Origin of the sequence: Klebsiella sp. (genome assembly GCF_027492335.1) — a bacterium.
Classification (GTDB): Bacteria; Pseudomonadota; Gammaproteobacteria; order Enterobacterales; family Enterobacteriaceae; genus Klebsiella; species Klebsiella huaxiensis.
In genome coordinates this window covers 1-14805 of record NZ_JAPUEW010000040.1, presented here as the reverse complement: position 1 = coordinate 14805, position 14805 = coordinate 1, and the positions used below count along the sequence as shown (strand labels likewise).

Genomic DNA, 14805 nt, shown 5'->3' with positions numbered 1-14805 from the left:
CGTAGCCCGGTCAGCGCAGCGCCACCGGGACGAAGCAGCGCCAATGCCTCAGCCCAGGCGCATTTCCCGGAGGCGGCGCTCGACGCGCCTTGTCCGGGCTACCAGTCCGCAGACAACTGGAAACCCGTAGCCCGGTCAGCGCAGCGCCACCGGGACGAAGCAGCGCCAATGCCTCAGCCCAGGCGCATTTCCCGGAGGCGGCGCTCGACGCGCCTTGTCCGGGCTACCAGTCCGCTGACGGCTGGAAAAACCTGTATTTACGGTTAGAACTGATAAGCCACGCTGGCGCGGAAGCTCCGCCCCGGTTCGTAGTCCGCGCCCAGTACGCCATAGCTGTTGCGCGAGGTGTGGGATACATAGTTTTTATCAAAGATATTGTATAACCCAAGGCTTAAGGTCAGGCCATCCAGCGTGCCGGATGTCGGCGCCCATTCAACCGCCAGATCGTTCACGCCATAGCCTGGCTTTTTCGTTTCCGCATCTTTATAGCGCGTGTAGAACAACGAGTTCCAGTGCATGGCAACATCATATTTAGGCAGCAGATACGTCAAGCCAACGGTATATTTATCACCGGTATCACGCCCCAGAATATCGCCATATTTTGCCACCCCTTCAACCATCAGCGGCGACTTATAATCGGTGCTGATATGGGAATAGCTGAAACGGGTAATAATATCGTTTACTGCATAATTCACTGAGGCTTCATAGCCGTCGACCACGGCATTACCGGCATTGAAACGTTCCGTAAGTTCAGAAACGCCGGGAACCGCCGTCTGGACAATCAGGTTGTCGTAATGTGTGCGGAAATATTTGCCGACAATACTGAGTGAGTCGTCTTGCGCAATGAGGCCGCGACGGTCGAAGAAAATCCCGACCTCTTTGTTATCACCGGTTTCCGGATCGAGGCGGTTTTTCTGATTAAACTCGCTGGAGTTCACGCGGATTGACTCGGTGGTATCCGGCGCGCGGAACAGCTCAGTGTAGTTAGCAAATAAACCAAAACCGGATTCAAACCGATACTCTGCACCAAAGGCTTTGGAGAACTCAGTAAACGTTTGATCCTGATCGCCCAGCATATCCGCCTGATAATGATCGTAGCGGAGCCCCGGCGTGAGCGTGAGCCCGCCAAACTGTACGGCATTTTCCAGATACCCGGAGTTGCTGGTCCCCTTTTCGCCGTCCCAGGAGGCGGTTTTTCGGCCGCTGGAATACTGGTAATCATCACGATGGTTTTTGGTCTGGAACCATTCGTAGCCTACGCGTAGCGTGTGGCCAAAAGCGCCGGTCTGGAATTCTGAACGGTTATCAACGTTAACGCCCCAGGTTTCCACATTGTTCACCCAACCGCTATCCAGACTATTCCAACGTTTTTTAACGCTGGCGCTCGCTTCGCCGGAACGAATCGCTGCGGCCATATTTTTATGCGGCTGGCTGCGATCGAGTTCATTTTTGGTGTGATAGCCAGCGACTTTCAGATCAATCCAGCCGCTACCGTCAACCGCTTCATAAGAGAGGGTTTGGGTTTCGCGGATGAAGTTTTGCGGCGTGTAGTCCTGGAAATTCGCGGTGGTCGTCGGGCGATAAGAGAATTCTGCACGGAACGGATATTCACCGTCCGATTTTACGCGCTCAGCCGACGCCTTTATTTTCTGCCCTTCAAAAAGGTCAACACCGGCCTTCACTAAATAGCTTTTATCTTTGCCATCAGCGCCAATACGCGTACCGTCGCCGCTCTCACCATAATCGTAATCGCTGCGGCTGATATAGCCCAGCAGGTCAACACGATCCGCGACCCGCCCAAATAGGGTCAGCGAATTAGACCATTCGTCGTTATTTGTGTCATAGCCGGTTTTTACCCGGGCACCAAAGCTTTCGCCCGACCGCAATAAATCAGATGCATCAACAGTGGTGAATTTCACCGCCCCACCCAGCGCTCCGGAACCATTGACCACCGAGTTCGCGCCCACGGAGACATCAACCTGCTTTAATAACGCTGGGTCAATTAATAAATTACCGCCATGGTGAAAAAGGTCACCCATCTGGCGCGCGCCATCAATGGTGACGTTAATTCCCTTGTCGCTCACACCGCGCATATAGATTTGCTGATTGAATCCGTTGGTGCCCCCAACATCAACGCCTGGAATATCACGCAGAATATCTTTGATTAGCTCCGGCTGACGGGCGGCAATTTTATTCGCGTAAACGCTGGTTTCTTTCGGCGTGCTTTTAACCGATGCCACAACTTTAATCGTCTCGACATCCTCAATTTTATTATCCGTTTCGGCAAACACCGGTGCGCATAACAGCACGGTTGCACCAATTAATAATTTCTCACGTCCATATGTGGTCATACTCGATCCCTCACAATGTGAATAGAAGTGAGAATCATTTTCATTATTAATTGCAAAAAGTTAATCTTACTTACAAAACTTTACTGATGAGGCCAATATATCCGCCATGAATAAATAATTAATAAATATATTTTTTAATTAATAATTCACACAAAGAATACCTAAGCGCGAAAATTAATACGCCGTCAGGAAATAACAAATAAGGAGAACCATAGAATTACCCGCCGGATTATTTTTGCCTGCGGGTTTTAAACAATATGCTTACTCTGAAGATTCGCGCTTAATACGCTCTTTTATCAATAGTTCTTTAATCGACAAACCGGTAACGCCGCTATCGCGTAAGTTGTGGCGGGTAATTTCGGTACACAGGAATTCAATGATAAACAGCTGCGCAATACGCGTTGAGATGGAATCGCCCTGCATCGGCCCCGCTTCGCCGCTGGTCAGCCAGAAGGTGTTCGCCAGCTCAGTAAGCGGAGAATGGGGGCTATGAGTAATTGCCAGCGTCCAGGCTCCCTTCTTTTGCGCAAGACGGAAGGCGTTAACCACCTCCGGCGTTTCACCTGAGTGCGAAAAGGCCACCACCAGATCATCGGCCTTCAGGTTTGCCAGCTTTAAGGTCATGGTGAAGCGGTCGGTAAAGGCTTCGGAATCAATCCCTAAGCGGTTCATCTTATCCCGCGCTTCCAGCGCCGCCAGCCCCGATGCGCCAAAACCGACAAACATCACCCGGCGCGCGGTCAAAAAGCGCTCGACCACCGGCTTGACGATTTTCATCTCCAGCAGGCCGATGGTTTCCCGGGTTGAGGTTTCAATAGTGAGCGCTATCTTTTGCGCCACATCGTTACGCGAATCATCAAGGAAAATATCCGGCGACGAAGGCAGCGATAAATCGCTGTCGTCCAACAGCTCGCGCTTAAGATCCGCCTTCAGGTTCAATAGCCCGGCGTAACCGATTTTCTTGCAAAAACGGATGATGGTGGCTTCACTTACGCCAATCTCCAGCGCCAGCTTTTTCACCGGTAGCTGCACCACCTGCGCTGGCTGTTGCAAGATATAACCGGCTATTTTGCCGTCCGTTTCTCCGAGGTTACTGAGAATGTTGGCGAGGTAGACGCGTACGTTTTTCTTATTCACACTCACTGTGGGCTCTCCTGACCGCGCGTTAAGTCAGGTAGTTTAGCCCGCTTGTCGTTCGCTGTCTGCCGGGAAGCTTAGTGAGAGCTGATGGTCGTGCGTTTCCCCCGCCGCCAGCCACTTAATGCCGCGCTTATGGGTTATTTGCCCATCAAAATTGGGATCGTCGGTGGTGCCGTTGAGCGGCTCCACGCACAGCAGATCCGCACCAGGAACGCCCCATAGCGCCAGCCATTTTTGGCTACCGGAAAAAACAATCTGTTCCCGGCCATCCGGGGAGCAGACCGCCCGGCGGTTACCCTCTCCCAGCGCAAAATAGACCGCGCCTCCAGCAAAGCTATCCGGCGACAATATAAACGCCGAGACGTCCGGCGCGTCGTCGGATATCGTCAGCGTCCGCTTATCGGTCGCAAAAGGCCCCACGCAGGCGCGATCGAAACGCACCTGCCAGCCCGCCTCACGGGATACCGGCAGCGCGAAGCCGGGATGCCAGCCCAGCGAGTAGCCCCAGGGCTGGCTGTCCTCGTTAATCACCGCCCAATCTACGCTGATACCATCGTCATTTAGCCGCCACGTCAAGCGTATGCGCCACGCAAACGGCCAGACCTCGCGCGTTTCAGCGGTGTCGGAGGCCTCAAGGATCAGATGAGTGGCGTCCTGCGACACGCAGGTGAACGTCTGGTGGCGCAGAAAACCGTGTGCGGTGAGCGGAAAAAAACGCTCGCCCTGCCATAAACCATTGTGGATGAGCTGCCCCACAACAGGAAACAGCTGCGTCGCCGAGTTGCTCCATACTCCCGCCTGCGGTTGCCATATCCAGCTGCGCTGGCGATGGTTATCCCACAGCTCGCTTAGCTCCGCGCCAACAGCCTGCACCACCATACGGAAACGCGCGTTTTCCAGACGCCACTCCATGCTCACTTCTCCTAAGCCGTACGCAGCAGCAGCCGCGTCTGATAGACCATCGCCCGATGTTTATCGCCGGTAAACAGGCGGTCAATCAGCGTGAAGATATCAGCCTCATCAATCACTTTATCCTCAGCAAAGTCCAGCGTCTGTGAATCGCTATTGCGCACAAGAAATGCCAGCGCTTCCGCGACGCCCGGATGCGCGCAGGTATAGCCCGCCGTTGATTCCTGCTGGCGCACAACGAACTGCTGGTCGCGTTCGGGCGACAGAGACTCCAGGTCGAAACGCGTATACAGCTCCGGCGGCGCATCGTGCTGGCGCATCATGGGGATTAATGCGCTGGCATAACGCTGTGACAAAGCGCTATCTGCGACGGGATACTGTTGGCGCGGATCGTTTTTGATATCAAACAGTTTATCGCCAAATCGCCACGGATTGAGGTAGCCGAAGGTCGCGGGGATCTGCATCACCTGCACGCCCTGGGTGAAATCAAATCCGGGATGAATACGAATATCTTTCAGCTCATCGATTTTAAACGGGCTGTCGATGCGCGTCGGCATCAGCGTGTATTCGTACAGATGCGCTTTGTTCTGCTCGCGTGGGCAGCGCATATAGACGTAATCGCCGTCGGTGATATTGATATGCCCGCCAAAATAGCCAAACAGCGCGTAATCACGAATCGCCTCATCGCGCTCAACCGCCGGGCGCAGCGGCTGCCCGGTCATGGTTGCCGGGCGCGGGACGTTAAAATACTCAAGCAGGGTCGCCGGGATATCAATGGTCTGGGCAAGCGCCTGGCGCCGCACGCCCTCAGCCCGACAGCGCGGGTCGCGAATAAAGAACGGCGTATTGGCGATTTCGTTATATACCGGCATGATATTTTTGCCCCACCACTGGTGCTCGCCCAGCAGGAAGCCGTGATCAGTGCAGACGATAAACAGCGTATCGTCCCACAGGTCCAGCGCCTTGAGCTTATCCATCACCTGACCGAGATAGTCGTCGCACATGGTGATCAGCGCCTGGTAGAACTTACGCACTTTGTCATCATCTTCGCCGCCCGGTGCGCCGCAGTAGTAGGGCACCCAGCCGTCAAAGTCGCCCGGTTTGCAGCCATACTGCGCCAGGTATTTTTCCGGGACAAAGAACGGCTCGTGCGGGTCGAAACATTCAATTTGCAGGAACCAGTTTCCCTGGTCCCGATTAGTCTCAAGGAACTCCATCCCGGCGCTGATGGTGCGATGGGTAAAGTGCTCCTCTTGCGTCGGCATCGCCGTGCGGTTGATTAAGTCCTGGGTCATGCGCCCTGCGCGGCGGCGGCGGGTCTCTTCGTCTTCATTGCCCTGCCACTGGATCAGCGGCTTCTCCACCTGACCTTTCCAGCAGTCCCCCTCCTGGCCGCGAATAAACTCAAACGTCGAGTAGCGGGTATGGTAGGTGGCGCCGCCGTCTCGCCAGTAGTGTTTATGGTCAGTCACCATGTGCGTGTGGACGCCGTGCTGGCGCAGCGCCTGCATCGCGGAGAAGTCGAACGGCTCCAGCGGCCCCCAGCTACGGTGCAGGAAGTTGTAACGCCCAGTGTGCAGCTCGCGACGTGCGGGCATACAGGGCATGCTGCCGACGTAAAAGTTATCAAACTGCGCGGATTCCTGCGCCAGGCGCGTGAAGTTCGGCGTTATCGCATCCCCGCCGTAGGGTGCAAGGTGATTGCGGGTCAGGGTGTCAAACATCAACATAACTGCTTTCATAAGACTGCTCTCTTTATGAACCGATAAATTCTTCGACTTCGTTTTTAATCAGCGTCACATGTGGGCCATAAACCACCTGTACGCCCTGGCCGCGAATAAATGCGCCTTTGCTGCCGAGCTGTTTGAAATCATCCAGCTTCACCTTTTCCGCATCGTTGACGGTGATCCGCAGGCGGGTCGCGCAGCAGTCCACATCAACGATATTGCCCCGACCACCCAGCGCCTCAACAATGCCCGCTGCGCGAACGTCCTGCGACACGCTGGCCGTCGGCGTCTCTTCGCTTTCATCTTCACGTCCCGGCGTTTTCAACTGACGCCATTGAATGAGGAAGCGGAACGAGAAGTAGTAGGTGCAGAACATCACCGCGCCCAGCGGGAAGATGTAGATCCAGTTAGTTTTGGCATTGCCTTGCAGCACGCCGAAGAGCAGGAAATCCACCAGTCCGCCGGAGAACGTCTGACCAACGGTAATTTCCAGCATATGGGAGAACATAAACGCGAAGCCAGTCAGGACGATGTGCACCACGTAGAGCAGCGGCGCGCAGAACATAAAGGCGAACTCCAGCGGCTCGGTGATCCCGGTGACGAATGCGGTCAGGGCAGCGGAGAGCATCAGGCTGGCGACTTTCTTTTTGTTCTCCGGCTTTGCGCAGTGGTAGATAGCCAGCGCTGCGCCCGGCAGGCCAAACATAAAGTCGGCAAAGCGTCCTGCCATAAAGCGCGATACGCCGATGTAGTACTGGGTGACGGAAGGGTCAGCCAGTTGGGCAAAGAAGATTTTCTGCGTTCCTTCAACCATGTGCCCGTTGACCATCGCTTCACCGCCAACGCTGGTTAGCCAGAACGGCATATAGAAAATATGGTGCAAACCGAGAGGAATGAGGCACTTGAGGATCATGCCGTAAATTAACGTGCCGACGTACCCGGTCTTCTCAACGAGGATCCCCAGATGCGAAATCCCGGCCTGCACGTGCGGCCACACCCAGAACAGCGCAACGCCAAGAAAGATGGCGAAGAAAGAAGTCATGATCGGCACAAAGCGCGAACCGCTAAAAAACGCCAGCATGTCAGGCAGCTGCGTTTTACCGTAGCGACTATGTACCCAGGAGGTCAGCAGGCCGCACATCACCCCGCCCAGCACGCCGGTTTGCAGCGTGGTGATCCCCAGCACGCTTGCCTGCCCGGCGGCGGCCAGGTTCTCGCTGGCCAACGTGCCGTTCAGCAGCAGCAGCGCGTTAATCGCCTTGTTCATCACCAGAAAACTGAGCACCGCCGCCAGCCCGGCGGTACCTTTGTCGCTACGCGCCAGCCCGACGGCAATGCCGACGGAAAAAAGCAGCGCCAGGTTGTCGAACACCACGCTGCCGCATAGCCGCATGACGGTAAAAATCGCCTGAACGACCTCACCATTAAGAAACGGATAGGTTGATAAGGTCACCGGGTTTGTGAACACGCCGCCAAAGCCCAGTAACAACCCCGCTGCGGGGAGAATGGCTATTGGCAGCATAAACGACTTACCCAGATTCTGTGCTCCAGCAAATAATCTGCTCATACGAATCCCTGATATTGGCAAATGAAGTTTTAGTTTCATGTTTATAGTGATTTAATGAAACTATTGTTCCGATCATTTGCGCAATTTGTCAACGCAGGACGCTGAAATAGTGACAGGCATCACCAAAAATTTTCGTCTGCGACGGAAGGGAATCATATGAAGCATAAAGCCCGGCCATCAATACGACATAGCGCTAACCGGGCGGGAAAATGGCGGGTTTAGTGATCCAGATAAAGATAATGCATCCAGCTGGTCATGCGCAGTAGCACTTTGCGCATCACCGAAACGTGGGTGAAGTGGTCGGAATAAACCGCCACCTGGGCGTAAATCCCGTCAGGTAGCGCGTCCACGGCGGCATTGGGATCGAGTTCGATGGTTGCCAGCACACCATCGGTACCCGGTGTGACCGTCAACGCTTGCAGCGTGCCCTGTGCCTGATACGTTCCCCCCGGCACCACCGGCAGAATACTCACCAGCTTGCCGTGAAAGACCTGGCCAGGCAGCGCGTTGAACACCGCTTCGGCATCGTCGCCCGCCTCAAGTCTGAGCAACGAATTTTGCCGGAACTGCGCCACAATCAGCCGTTTTTGCTGTGGGATAAACACCATCACCGGACGCAGCGGCAGCGAGGCGGCGTAGGTGCCGGGGCGAATCAAAACCTGGGTGATATAGCCGTCGCTGGGCGCACGCACGGTGGTCTGGTCGAGGTTATATTTCGCCTCCGCCAACTGCGCGCGCAGGCTCACTACCTGCGATTGCTCGCCGTTGACCATGCTGTCGAGCTGGCTCTGGATTTGCGCCTGCTCCGCAACCGACGCCTTCACCATCGCATCCTGAGCCAGATAGTTTTGCCGGGCATTATCGATATCACTTTCCGAAAACGGGTTTACCCGCGCCTGGCTGCCCTTCAGATAACGCTGATAGTCTTTATAGAGCCGATCGCGCTCCGCCGAGACGCGCGTGGTGTTTGCCTGGGCCTCAGAAAGCTGGGCTTTCAGCGTGTTGATGCCGTGAAGTGCGGTGACAAGGTCAGCCTGGAGCCTGTCGACCCGCGCCTGATAGCGTACCGGATCGATGGTAAACAGAACTTCACCCTTTTTGACCCGTTGATTTGCTTTATCCGTTACGCTGCTGACCACCCCGGTAACCTGCGGAGTAATCGGAATAGAAATAACCGCTTTTTGCGCGGTAAAGGTGTAAGGATGGTTGTAGTTCATTAATAAAATAAGCGCGCTAACAATAAATACCCCGCCCAGCGCCGCGGTGGGAACCGTCCATTTATTTACCGGGATCTTGAATATTTTAAATATCGACCAGGCAATCGCCACGTAGGTTAAAATAATCAGCAGGTCCATGAGTTATTTCTCCACCGAAGGGGGTTGGGCTGGCGGCTGAAGATCGGTTATTCGCTGTTCGAGCGCGCTGACCCGCTGGCGAAGTTCGCTAATTTCATCCTCATCTTCTGTCGCTTCTGGCGGCACTCCACCCCGCCGGTGCTGCATCCCCCAACCGCGCTCCGGTTGATAAAGCGTGGCCCAGATCCATAAGAATGGCCAAATGACGTGTAAAGTAAACAGACTCACCCAGCCCGCAACATGAATCGCATCCGAGTGCGGGTGGTTGCGTTTCTTCGCAATCAAATAAGGGATGTCATGGAGAATGATGATTCCATAAAAAATCACCAGAAAAACGAAAATCAGAACGCCGAGCGCAAAATAATTGAGAAACATATTTTCCTCGGATTTACGCTAATTATTAATAGGATTTGTTTTGTGGCAGATAAAAAAACGGCCGACAGATTGAGCATAATTCACCGATTTGATTTTCGCCATTGACGGCTAAAATGTTCTTTAGCGGATCGAGTTACTCAGTTACACGCTCTCGCACTGAATACGGCATAACCTGCCGGAGATCACACCAGGAGAAATCCAGATCAAAATATTTTGTGATTAACATCACAAATAAATAACAAACACTCAAAGATAATATGTGAGTTACATCACATAAAACCCCTTAATTGCCTCTAAAATGCCCAGCTGTTGTTTTTTTACACATGCATTTTGTGATAACGATCACTACATACACCTACCAGTCACCTATATTCATGTGATCTGTATCACACAAAAATCCATCGACTGGACAGCTTAACGATTCAGTGCCAGATTTCGCACTATCAAACAGGGTCCGGCTACCTCTGCCGCCACATTAACAACGAGCCTCGGGCTTTCAGCCTGCCGATAGCAAAAACAGAAGAAGGGGTGTTTTATGTCATCCGATATCAAGATCAAAGTGCAAAGCTTTGGTCGTTTCCTCAGCAACATGGTGATGCCAAATATCGGCGCGTTTATCGCGTGGGGTATTATCACCGCATTATTCATTCCGACAGGATGGTTACCGAACGAAACGCTGGCGAAGCTGGTTGGTCCGATGATCACCTATCTGCTGCCGCTGCTGATCGGTTATACCGGCGGTAAGCTGATTGGCGGCGAGCGCGGCGGCGTGGTCGGCGCAATTACCACCATGGGCGTGATCGTCGGCGCGGATATGCCGATGTTCCTCGGTGCAATGATTGCCGGTCCGCTAGGCGGCTGGGCGATTAAACGTTTTGACGTCTGGGTTGATGGCAAAATCAAATCCGGCTTCGAAATGCTGGTGAACAACTTCTCTGCCGGCATCATCGGGATGATCCTCGCCATCCTGGCGTTCCTCGGCATTGGTCCTGCAGTTGAAGTCCTGTCCAAAATTCTGGCGGCAGGTGTTAACTTCATGGTTGTCCACGACATGCTGCCGCTGGCGTCCATCTTTGTTGAACCAGCGAAAATCCTGTTCCTCAACAACGCCATCAACCACGGTATCTTCTCGCCGCTGGGTATTCAGCAGTCGCATGACCTTGGCAAATCGATCTTCTTCCTGATTGAAGCTAACCCGGGTCCGGGTATGGGCGTTCTGCTGGCATACATGTTCTTTGGTCGCGGTAGCGCTAAACAGTCTGCGGGCGGTGCGGCAATCATCCACTTCCTCGGCGGTATTCACGAGATTTACTTCCCTTACGTGCTGATGAATCCGCGTCTGATTCTGGCCGTTATCCTCGGCGGTATGACCGGCGTATTCACCCTGACTATCCTTAACGGCGGTCTGGTTTCTCCGGCTTCTCCGGGTTCTATCCTGGCCGTGCTGGCGATGACGCCGAAAGGTGCCTACTTCGCTAACATCGCCGCGATTGTGGCTGCGATGGCCGTTTCCTTCGTAGTTTCAGCCGTTCTGCTGAAAACCAGCAAGGTTAAAGAAGAAGACGATATCGATGCAGCGACCCGTCGCATGCAGGATATGAAAGCGCAGTCCAAAGGCGCAGCCACTCCGCTGGCTGCTGGCGATGTCGCTAACGACCTGAGCCACGTGCGTAAAATCATCGTGGCTTGCGACGCCGGTATGGGTTCCAGCGCCATGGGTGCAGGCGTGCTGCGCAAGAAAGTACAGGATGCCGGTCTGAGCAATATCTCCGTCACTAACTGTGCGATTAACAACCTGCCGCCGGATGTTGACCTGGTCATCACCCACCGCGACCTGACCGAGCGTGCGATGCGTCAGGTACCGCAGGCGCAGCATATTTCGCTGACCAACTTCCTCGACAGCGGCCTGTACTCCAGTCTGACCGAACGTCTGGTTGCGGCGCAGCGCCATACTGATAACGAAGAGAAAGTCCGCGACAGTCTGAAAGACAGCTTTGATGCGGCTGACACTAACCTGTTCAAACTCGGTGCAGAGAATATCTTCCTCGGTCGTAAAGCGGCCACTAAGGAAGAAGCGATTCTGTTTGCCGGTGAGCAATTGGTGAAAGGCGGCTACGTTGAGCCGGAATATGTCCAGGCGATGCTGGACCGCGAAAAACTGACTTCGACCTATCTGGGTGAGTCCATCGCGGTACCGCACGGCACCATCGAAGCTAAAGATCGCGTGCTGAAAACCGGCATTGTGTTCTGTCAGTATCCGGAAGGCGTGCGCTTTGGTGAAGAAGAGGATGAGGTCGCTCGTTTGGTCATCGGTATCGCTGCTCGCAATAACGAGCACATTCAGGTGATTACCAGCCTGACCAACGCGCTGGATGATGAGTCAGTGATTGAGCGTCTGACCAAAACCACCAGCGTTGAAGAAGTCCTGAAGCTGCTGAAAGCGTAACGTGTAGCCCGGATAAGGCGTTTACGCCGCAATCCGGGAAACGCCCACTCTCTCCTCATGCATGGGGAGAGGGTTAGGGTGAGGGAAAAGCCTCACCCCAGCCCTCTCAGGTAAAAACATTAATTGAAGGTTAATACTATGAAAGCATTACATTTTGGCGCAGGTAATATCGGTCGTGGCTTTATCGGCAAACTGCTGGCAGACGCGGGGATAAAGCTGACGTTTGCGGATGTAAATCAGGTTGTGCTTGATGCCCTGAATGCCCGTCATAGCTATCAGGTTCACGTGGTCGGCGAAAATGAGCAGGTTGATACCGTTTCCGGCGTCGACGCCGTCAGCAGCATCGGTGATGAAGTCGTTGACCTGATTGCCAGCGTTGACCTGATCACTACCGCCGTCGGCCCGGTTGTGCTGGAGCGCATTGCTCCGGCCATTGCTAAAGGCCTGGCTAAACGCAAAGCGCAGGGCATTACAGCCCCGCTGAATATTATCGCCTGCGAAAACATGGTCCGCGGCACGACTCAGCTCAAAGGCCACGTTTTTAACGCTCTGGCTGAAGAAGATAAAGCCTGGGTTGAAGCCAACGTCGGCTTCGTTGATTCCGCCGTTGACCGCATCGTTCCGCCATCCGCTTCCGCCACTCACGACCCGCTGGAAGTGACCGTGGAAACCTTTAGCGAGTGGATTGTCGACAAGACCCAGTTTAAAGGCGAGCTGCCGAATATCCCAGGAATGGAATTAACCGATAATCTGATGGCATTTGTCGAGCGTAAGCTATTCACCTTAAACACCGGACATGCTATAACCGCCTACCTCGGAAAACTGGCGGGTCACCAGACGATTCGTGACGCGATTCTCGATGAGAAAATCCGCACGGTAGTTAAAGGGGCCATGGAAGAGAGCGGCGCGGTACTGATCAAACGTTATGCCTTTGATGCACAGAAACACGCAGCCTATATCCAGAAAATTATTGGTCGTTTCGAGAACCCGTATCTGAAAGATGACGTTGAGCGCGTTGGCCGCCAGCCGCTGCGCAAACTGAGTGCGGGCGATCGTTTAATTAAGCCGCTGCTTGGTACGCTGGAATACGGCCTGCCGCATCTGAACCTGGTGAAAGGGATCGCTGCGGCGATGCACTTCCGCAGCGAAGACGACCCGCAGGCGCAGGAGCTGGCGGCGCTGATTGCAGAAAAAGGCCCTCAGGCCGCGCTGGCGCAGATTTCAGGTCTGGACGCGGCAAGCGATGTGGTGGCGGAAGCTGTTAACGACTATAACGCCACCAAATGAGGCAAGATCTGGCGCGGTCCGAACCGCGCCCATTACTACTCCTGTCAGATATGCAGGCAATAATGGAAGAAACACAGGCATTTGAAAACCGTGTGCTTGAGCGTCTGAATGCTGGCAAAACCGTAAGAAGCTTCCTGATCGCTACCGTTGAACTACTGACGGAAGCGGTCAATATCCTGGTGCTTCAGGTGTTCCGTAAAGACGACTATGCGGTGAAATACGCAGTAGAGCCCTTGCTAGACGGCGAGGGGCCGCTGGGTGACCTTTCTGTACGCCTGAAGCTGATTTATGGCCTCGGGGTGATCAGTCGCGCCGAATACGAAGACGCCGAGCTGCTAATGGCCCTGCGCGAAGAGTTGAACCACGATGGTAATGAGTACAGCTTTACCGACGATGAGATTCTCGGACCGTTTGGCGAGCTGCACTGCGTCGCTGCGCTGCCCCCGATGCCGCTATTCGACGATAATAGCGATGCGGAACTGCTGGCAATGCAGAAACTGCGCTACCAGCAGGTTGTACGTTCAACAATGATGCTGTCTCTGACCGAGCTGATTTCTAAAATCAGCTTAAAAAAAGCCTTTCAAAAATCAACGCTCTGATTCGGTCTCTTGCTGGTCACACGTCGGCTGATAAAGCTGCCGATAATACTCCAGACGACGCAGAAACAGCTCCTCTTTGTCCGCCGGAATATCCCGCGGTATATGCTGCAAACGCGGGGACTTTTTTAGATATTCCATAAAAGCCTGGCTTGAAGCCATAAAATCTACGGCCTTATCAATAATACGCGGTACACCGTCGCCGATTTTCGCCATCACGCTCTCCTCTGCTCGGGGATCATCTTGTTAAGAATTAGCCAAAAGAAGGGATTTAGATGAGGAAAACGTGCTTAATGGCTGACAGGCTTCACAGAAATGAACATTCACCCACTCTGGTGGGAAATCCGTATAATATTCAAATTATTATAATTACTCACAGCGATTGTTATTGCGGGTAAAGTCGTGACGTTTTGATAAATAGCTACCCACAACGGAAGCGACAGCACATACTATAGTCTGATAACGCCCATTTCTTAATAGATTAAACCACCATGAAAGAAATCGAAAAAAGTGAAATTAAACGTCTGAGCGACCGTCTCGACGCCATCCGTCACCAGCAGGCCGACCTGTCGCTGGTTGAAGCCGCAGACAAGTACGCCGAGCTGGAAAAAGAAAAAACCACCATTGAGGCGGAGCTTGTGCGCCTGCGCGAAGTTCAGGGTCAAAAACTGAGCAAAGAAGCGCAGAAACTGATGAGCCTGCCGCACCGTCGCGCCATCACCAAAAAAGAGCAGGCCGATATTGGCAAACTCAAAAAAAGCGTGCGCGGGCTGGTTCTTGTCCACCCGATGACCGCTCTGGGTCGCGAAATGGGCCTTAAAGAGATGACCGGCTTCTCAAAAACCGCGTTCTGACCTTTTCGCTGCGAAAATCCCCCGGTAGCACTGCTGTTTGAACGGGCTACGGGATCGAACAATCTGCTGATTTGGTAGCCCGCACTGGCACGTCAAACGCCGCCTCCGGGATCGGCTTTCGTATTGAAATCCTCTGCGCCATGCTTCCCGGTGGCGCTGCGCTGACCGGGCTACAAGTTCACAGCCGTCAGCGGTTTG

The 14805-nt window shown here is 53.8% G+C and carries 12 protein-coding genes; 4 read left to right on the top strand and 8 right to left on the bottom strand.

Annotation, left to right across the window (positions count from 1 at the left end; all coding sequences use genetic code 11):
* Positions 1 to 263 precede the first annotated feature (263 nt).
* The 7 genes from QVF11_RS10770 to QVF11_RS10740 all read right to left on the bottom strand — a co-directional run bounded on the left by QVF11_RS10770 (position 264) and on the right by QVF11_RS10740 (position 9424).
* On the bottom strand, positions 264 to 2351 hold the full coding sequence (locus tag QVF11_RS10770; protein ID WP_287856855.1) for a TonB-dependent receptor domain-containing protein: 2088 nt from the start codon (positions 2349 to 2351) through the stop codon (positions 264 to 266).
* 261 nt (positions 2352 to 2612) lie between these two features.
* The gene (locus QVF11_RS10765; protein ID WP_112215665.1) at positions 2613 to 3494 is read right to left on the bottom strand and encodes a MurR/RpiR family transcriptional regulator; all 882 of its coding nucleotides are present in this window, start codon (positions 3492 to 3494) and stop codon (positions 2613 to 2615) included.
* 36 nt (positions 3495 to 3530) lie between these two features.
* On the bottom strand, positions 3531 to 4403 hold the full coding sequence (locus tag QVF11_RS10760) for an aldose epimerase family protein (RefSeq protein WP_287856853.1): 873 nt from the start codon (positions 4401 to 4403) through the stop codon (positions 3531 to 3533).
* 11 nt (positions 4404 to 4414) lie between these two features.
* Positions 4415 to 6142 carry a sulfatase gene (locus tag QVF11_RS10755; protein WP_287856851.1) on the bottom strand — a complete coding sequence of 576 codons (1728 nt, stop codon included), beginning with the start codon at positions 6140 to 6142 and terminating at the stop codon, positions 4415 to 4417.
* A 13-nt stretch (positions 6143 to 6155) separates the two neighbouring features.
* Positions 6156 to 7694 carry a PTS transporter subunit EIIC gene (locus QVF11_RS10750; RefSeq protein WP_287856849.1) on the bottom strand — a complete coding sequence of 513 codons (1539 nt, stop codon included), beginning with the start codon at positions 7692 to 7694 and terminating at the stop codon, positions 6156 to 6158.
* 218 nt (positions 7695 to 7912) lie between these two features.
* The gene (locus QVF11_RS10745; RefSeq protein WP_112215661.1) at positions 7913 to 9049 is read right to left on the bottom strand and encodes an HlyD family secretion protein; all 1137 of its coding nucleotides are present in this window, start codon (positions 9047 to 9049) and stop codon (positions 7913 to 7915) included.
* Between the two features lie 3 nt (positions 9050 to 9052).
* Positions 9053 to 9424 carry a DUF3302 domain-containing protein gene (locus tag QVF11_RS10740; RefSeq protein ID WP_112215660.1) on the bottom strand — a complete coding sequence of 124 codons (372 nt, stop codon included), beginning with the start codon at positions 9422 to 9424 and terminating at the stop codon, positions 9053 to 9055.
* A gap of 535 nt (positions 9425 to 9959) precedes the next feature.
* Between QVF11_RS10740 and QVF11_RS10735 the strand changes: the two genes are divergently transcribed.
* The 3 genes from QVF11_RS10735 (at position 9960) to mtlR (ending at position 13756) form a co-directional block, all read left to right on the top strand.
* A complete protein-coding gene (locus tag QVF11_RS10735; protein WP_110275967.1) occupies positions 9960 to 11870 on the top strand; it encodes a PTS mannitol transporter subunit IICBA in 1911 nt (636 codons plus the stop codon).
* A 138-nt stretch (positions 11871 to 12008) separates the two neighbouring features.
* Positions 12009 to 13157, top strand: coding sequence for a mannitol-1-phosphate 5-dehydrogenase (gene mtlD, locus QVF11_RS10730; RefSeq protein ID WP_287856846.1), 1149 nt, complete (start codon positions 12009 to 12011; stop codon positions 13155 to 13157).
* Positions 13154 to 13756, top strand: a complete 603-nt coding sequence (mtlR, locus tag QVF11_RS10725) for a mannitol operon repressor MtlR (protein ID WP_110275969.1) — start codon at positions 13154 to 13156, stop codon at positions 13754 to 13756. The genes mtlD and mtlR overlap by 4 nt, the downstream gene beginning before the upstream one ends.
* On the opposite strand, the gene QVF11_RS10720 is transcribed toward mtlR, so the two are convergent.
* Positions 13745 to 13969: a hypothetical protein gene (locus QVF11_RS10720; RefSeq protein WP_110275970.1), complete on the bottom strand. Its 225-nt coding sequence runs from the start codon at positions 13967 to 13969 to the stop codon at positions 13745 to 13747. The two genes, mtlR and QVF11_RS10720, sit on opposite strands and share 12 nt — an antisense overlap.
* Positions 13970 to 14244: 275 nt before the next feature.
* Here QVF11_RS10720 and QVF11_RS10715 point away from each other — a divergent pair, with 275 nt between their 5' ends.
* Positions 14245 to 14607, top strand: a complete 363-nt coding sequence (locus QVF11_RS10715) for a YibL family ribosome-associated protein (protein WP_110275971.1) — start codon at positions 14245 to 14247, stop codon at positions 14605 to 14607.
* The last annotated feature ends 198 nt before the right edge of the window (positions 14608 to 14805 follow it).

What these genes read in the sequence shown, in the direction of transcription:
- QVF11_RS10770 (WP_287856855.1), bottom strand. Translation starts at nt 2,351, where the DNA reads ATGACCACATATGGACGTGAGAAATTATTAATTGGTGCAACCGTGCTG.
- QVF11_RS10760 (WP_287856853.1), bottom strand. Translation starts at nt 4,403, where the DNA reads ATGGAGTGGCGTCTGGAAAACGCGCGTTTCCGTATGGTGGTGCAGGCT.
- QVF11_RS10755 (WP_287856851.1), bottom strand. Translation starts at nt 6,142, where the DNA reads ATGAAAGCAGTTATGTTGATGTTTGACACCCTGACCCGCAATCACCTT.
- QVF11_RS10750 (WP_287856849.1), bottom strand. Translation starts at nt 7,694, where the DNA reads ATGAGCAGATTATTTGCTGGAGCACAGAATCTGGGTAAGTCGTTTATG.
- QVF11_RS10745 (WP_112215661.1), bottom strand. Translation starts at nt 9,049, where the DNA reads ATGGACCTGCTGATTATTTTAACCTACGTGGCGATTGCCTGGTCGATA.
- QVF11_RS10740 (WP_112215660.1), bottom strand. Translation starts at nt 9,424, where the DNA reads ATGTTTCTCAATTATTTTGCGCTCGGCGTTCTGATTTTCGTTTTTCTG.
- QVF11_RS10735 (WP_110275967.1), top strand. Translation starts at nt 9,960, where the DNA reads ATGTCATCCGATATCAAGATCAAAGTGCAAAGCTTTGGTCGTTTCCTC.
- mtlD (WP_287856846.1), top strand. Translation starts at nt 12,009, where the DNA reads ATGAAAGCATTACATTTTGGCGCAGGTAATATCGGTCGTGGCTTTATC.
- mtlR (WP_110275969.1), top strand. Translation starts at nt 13,154, where the DNA reads ATGAGGCAAGATCTGGCGCGGTCCGAACCGCGCCCATTACTACTCCTG.
- QVF11_RS10720 (WP_110275970.1), bottom strand. Translation starts at nt 13,969, where the DNA reads ATGGCGAAAATCGGCGACGGTGTACCGCGTATTATTGATAAGGCCGTA.
- QVF11_RS10715 (WP_110275971.1), top strand. Translation starts at nt 14,245, where the DNA reads ATGAAAGAAATCGAAAAAAGTGAAATTAAACGTCTGAGCGACCGTCTC.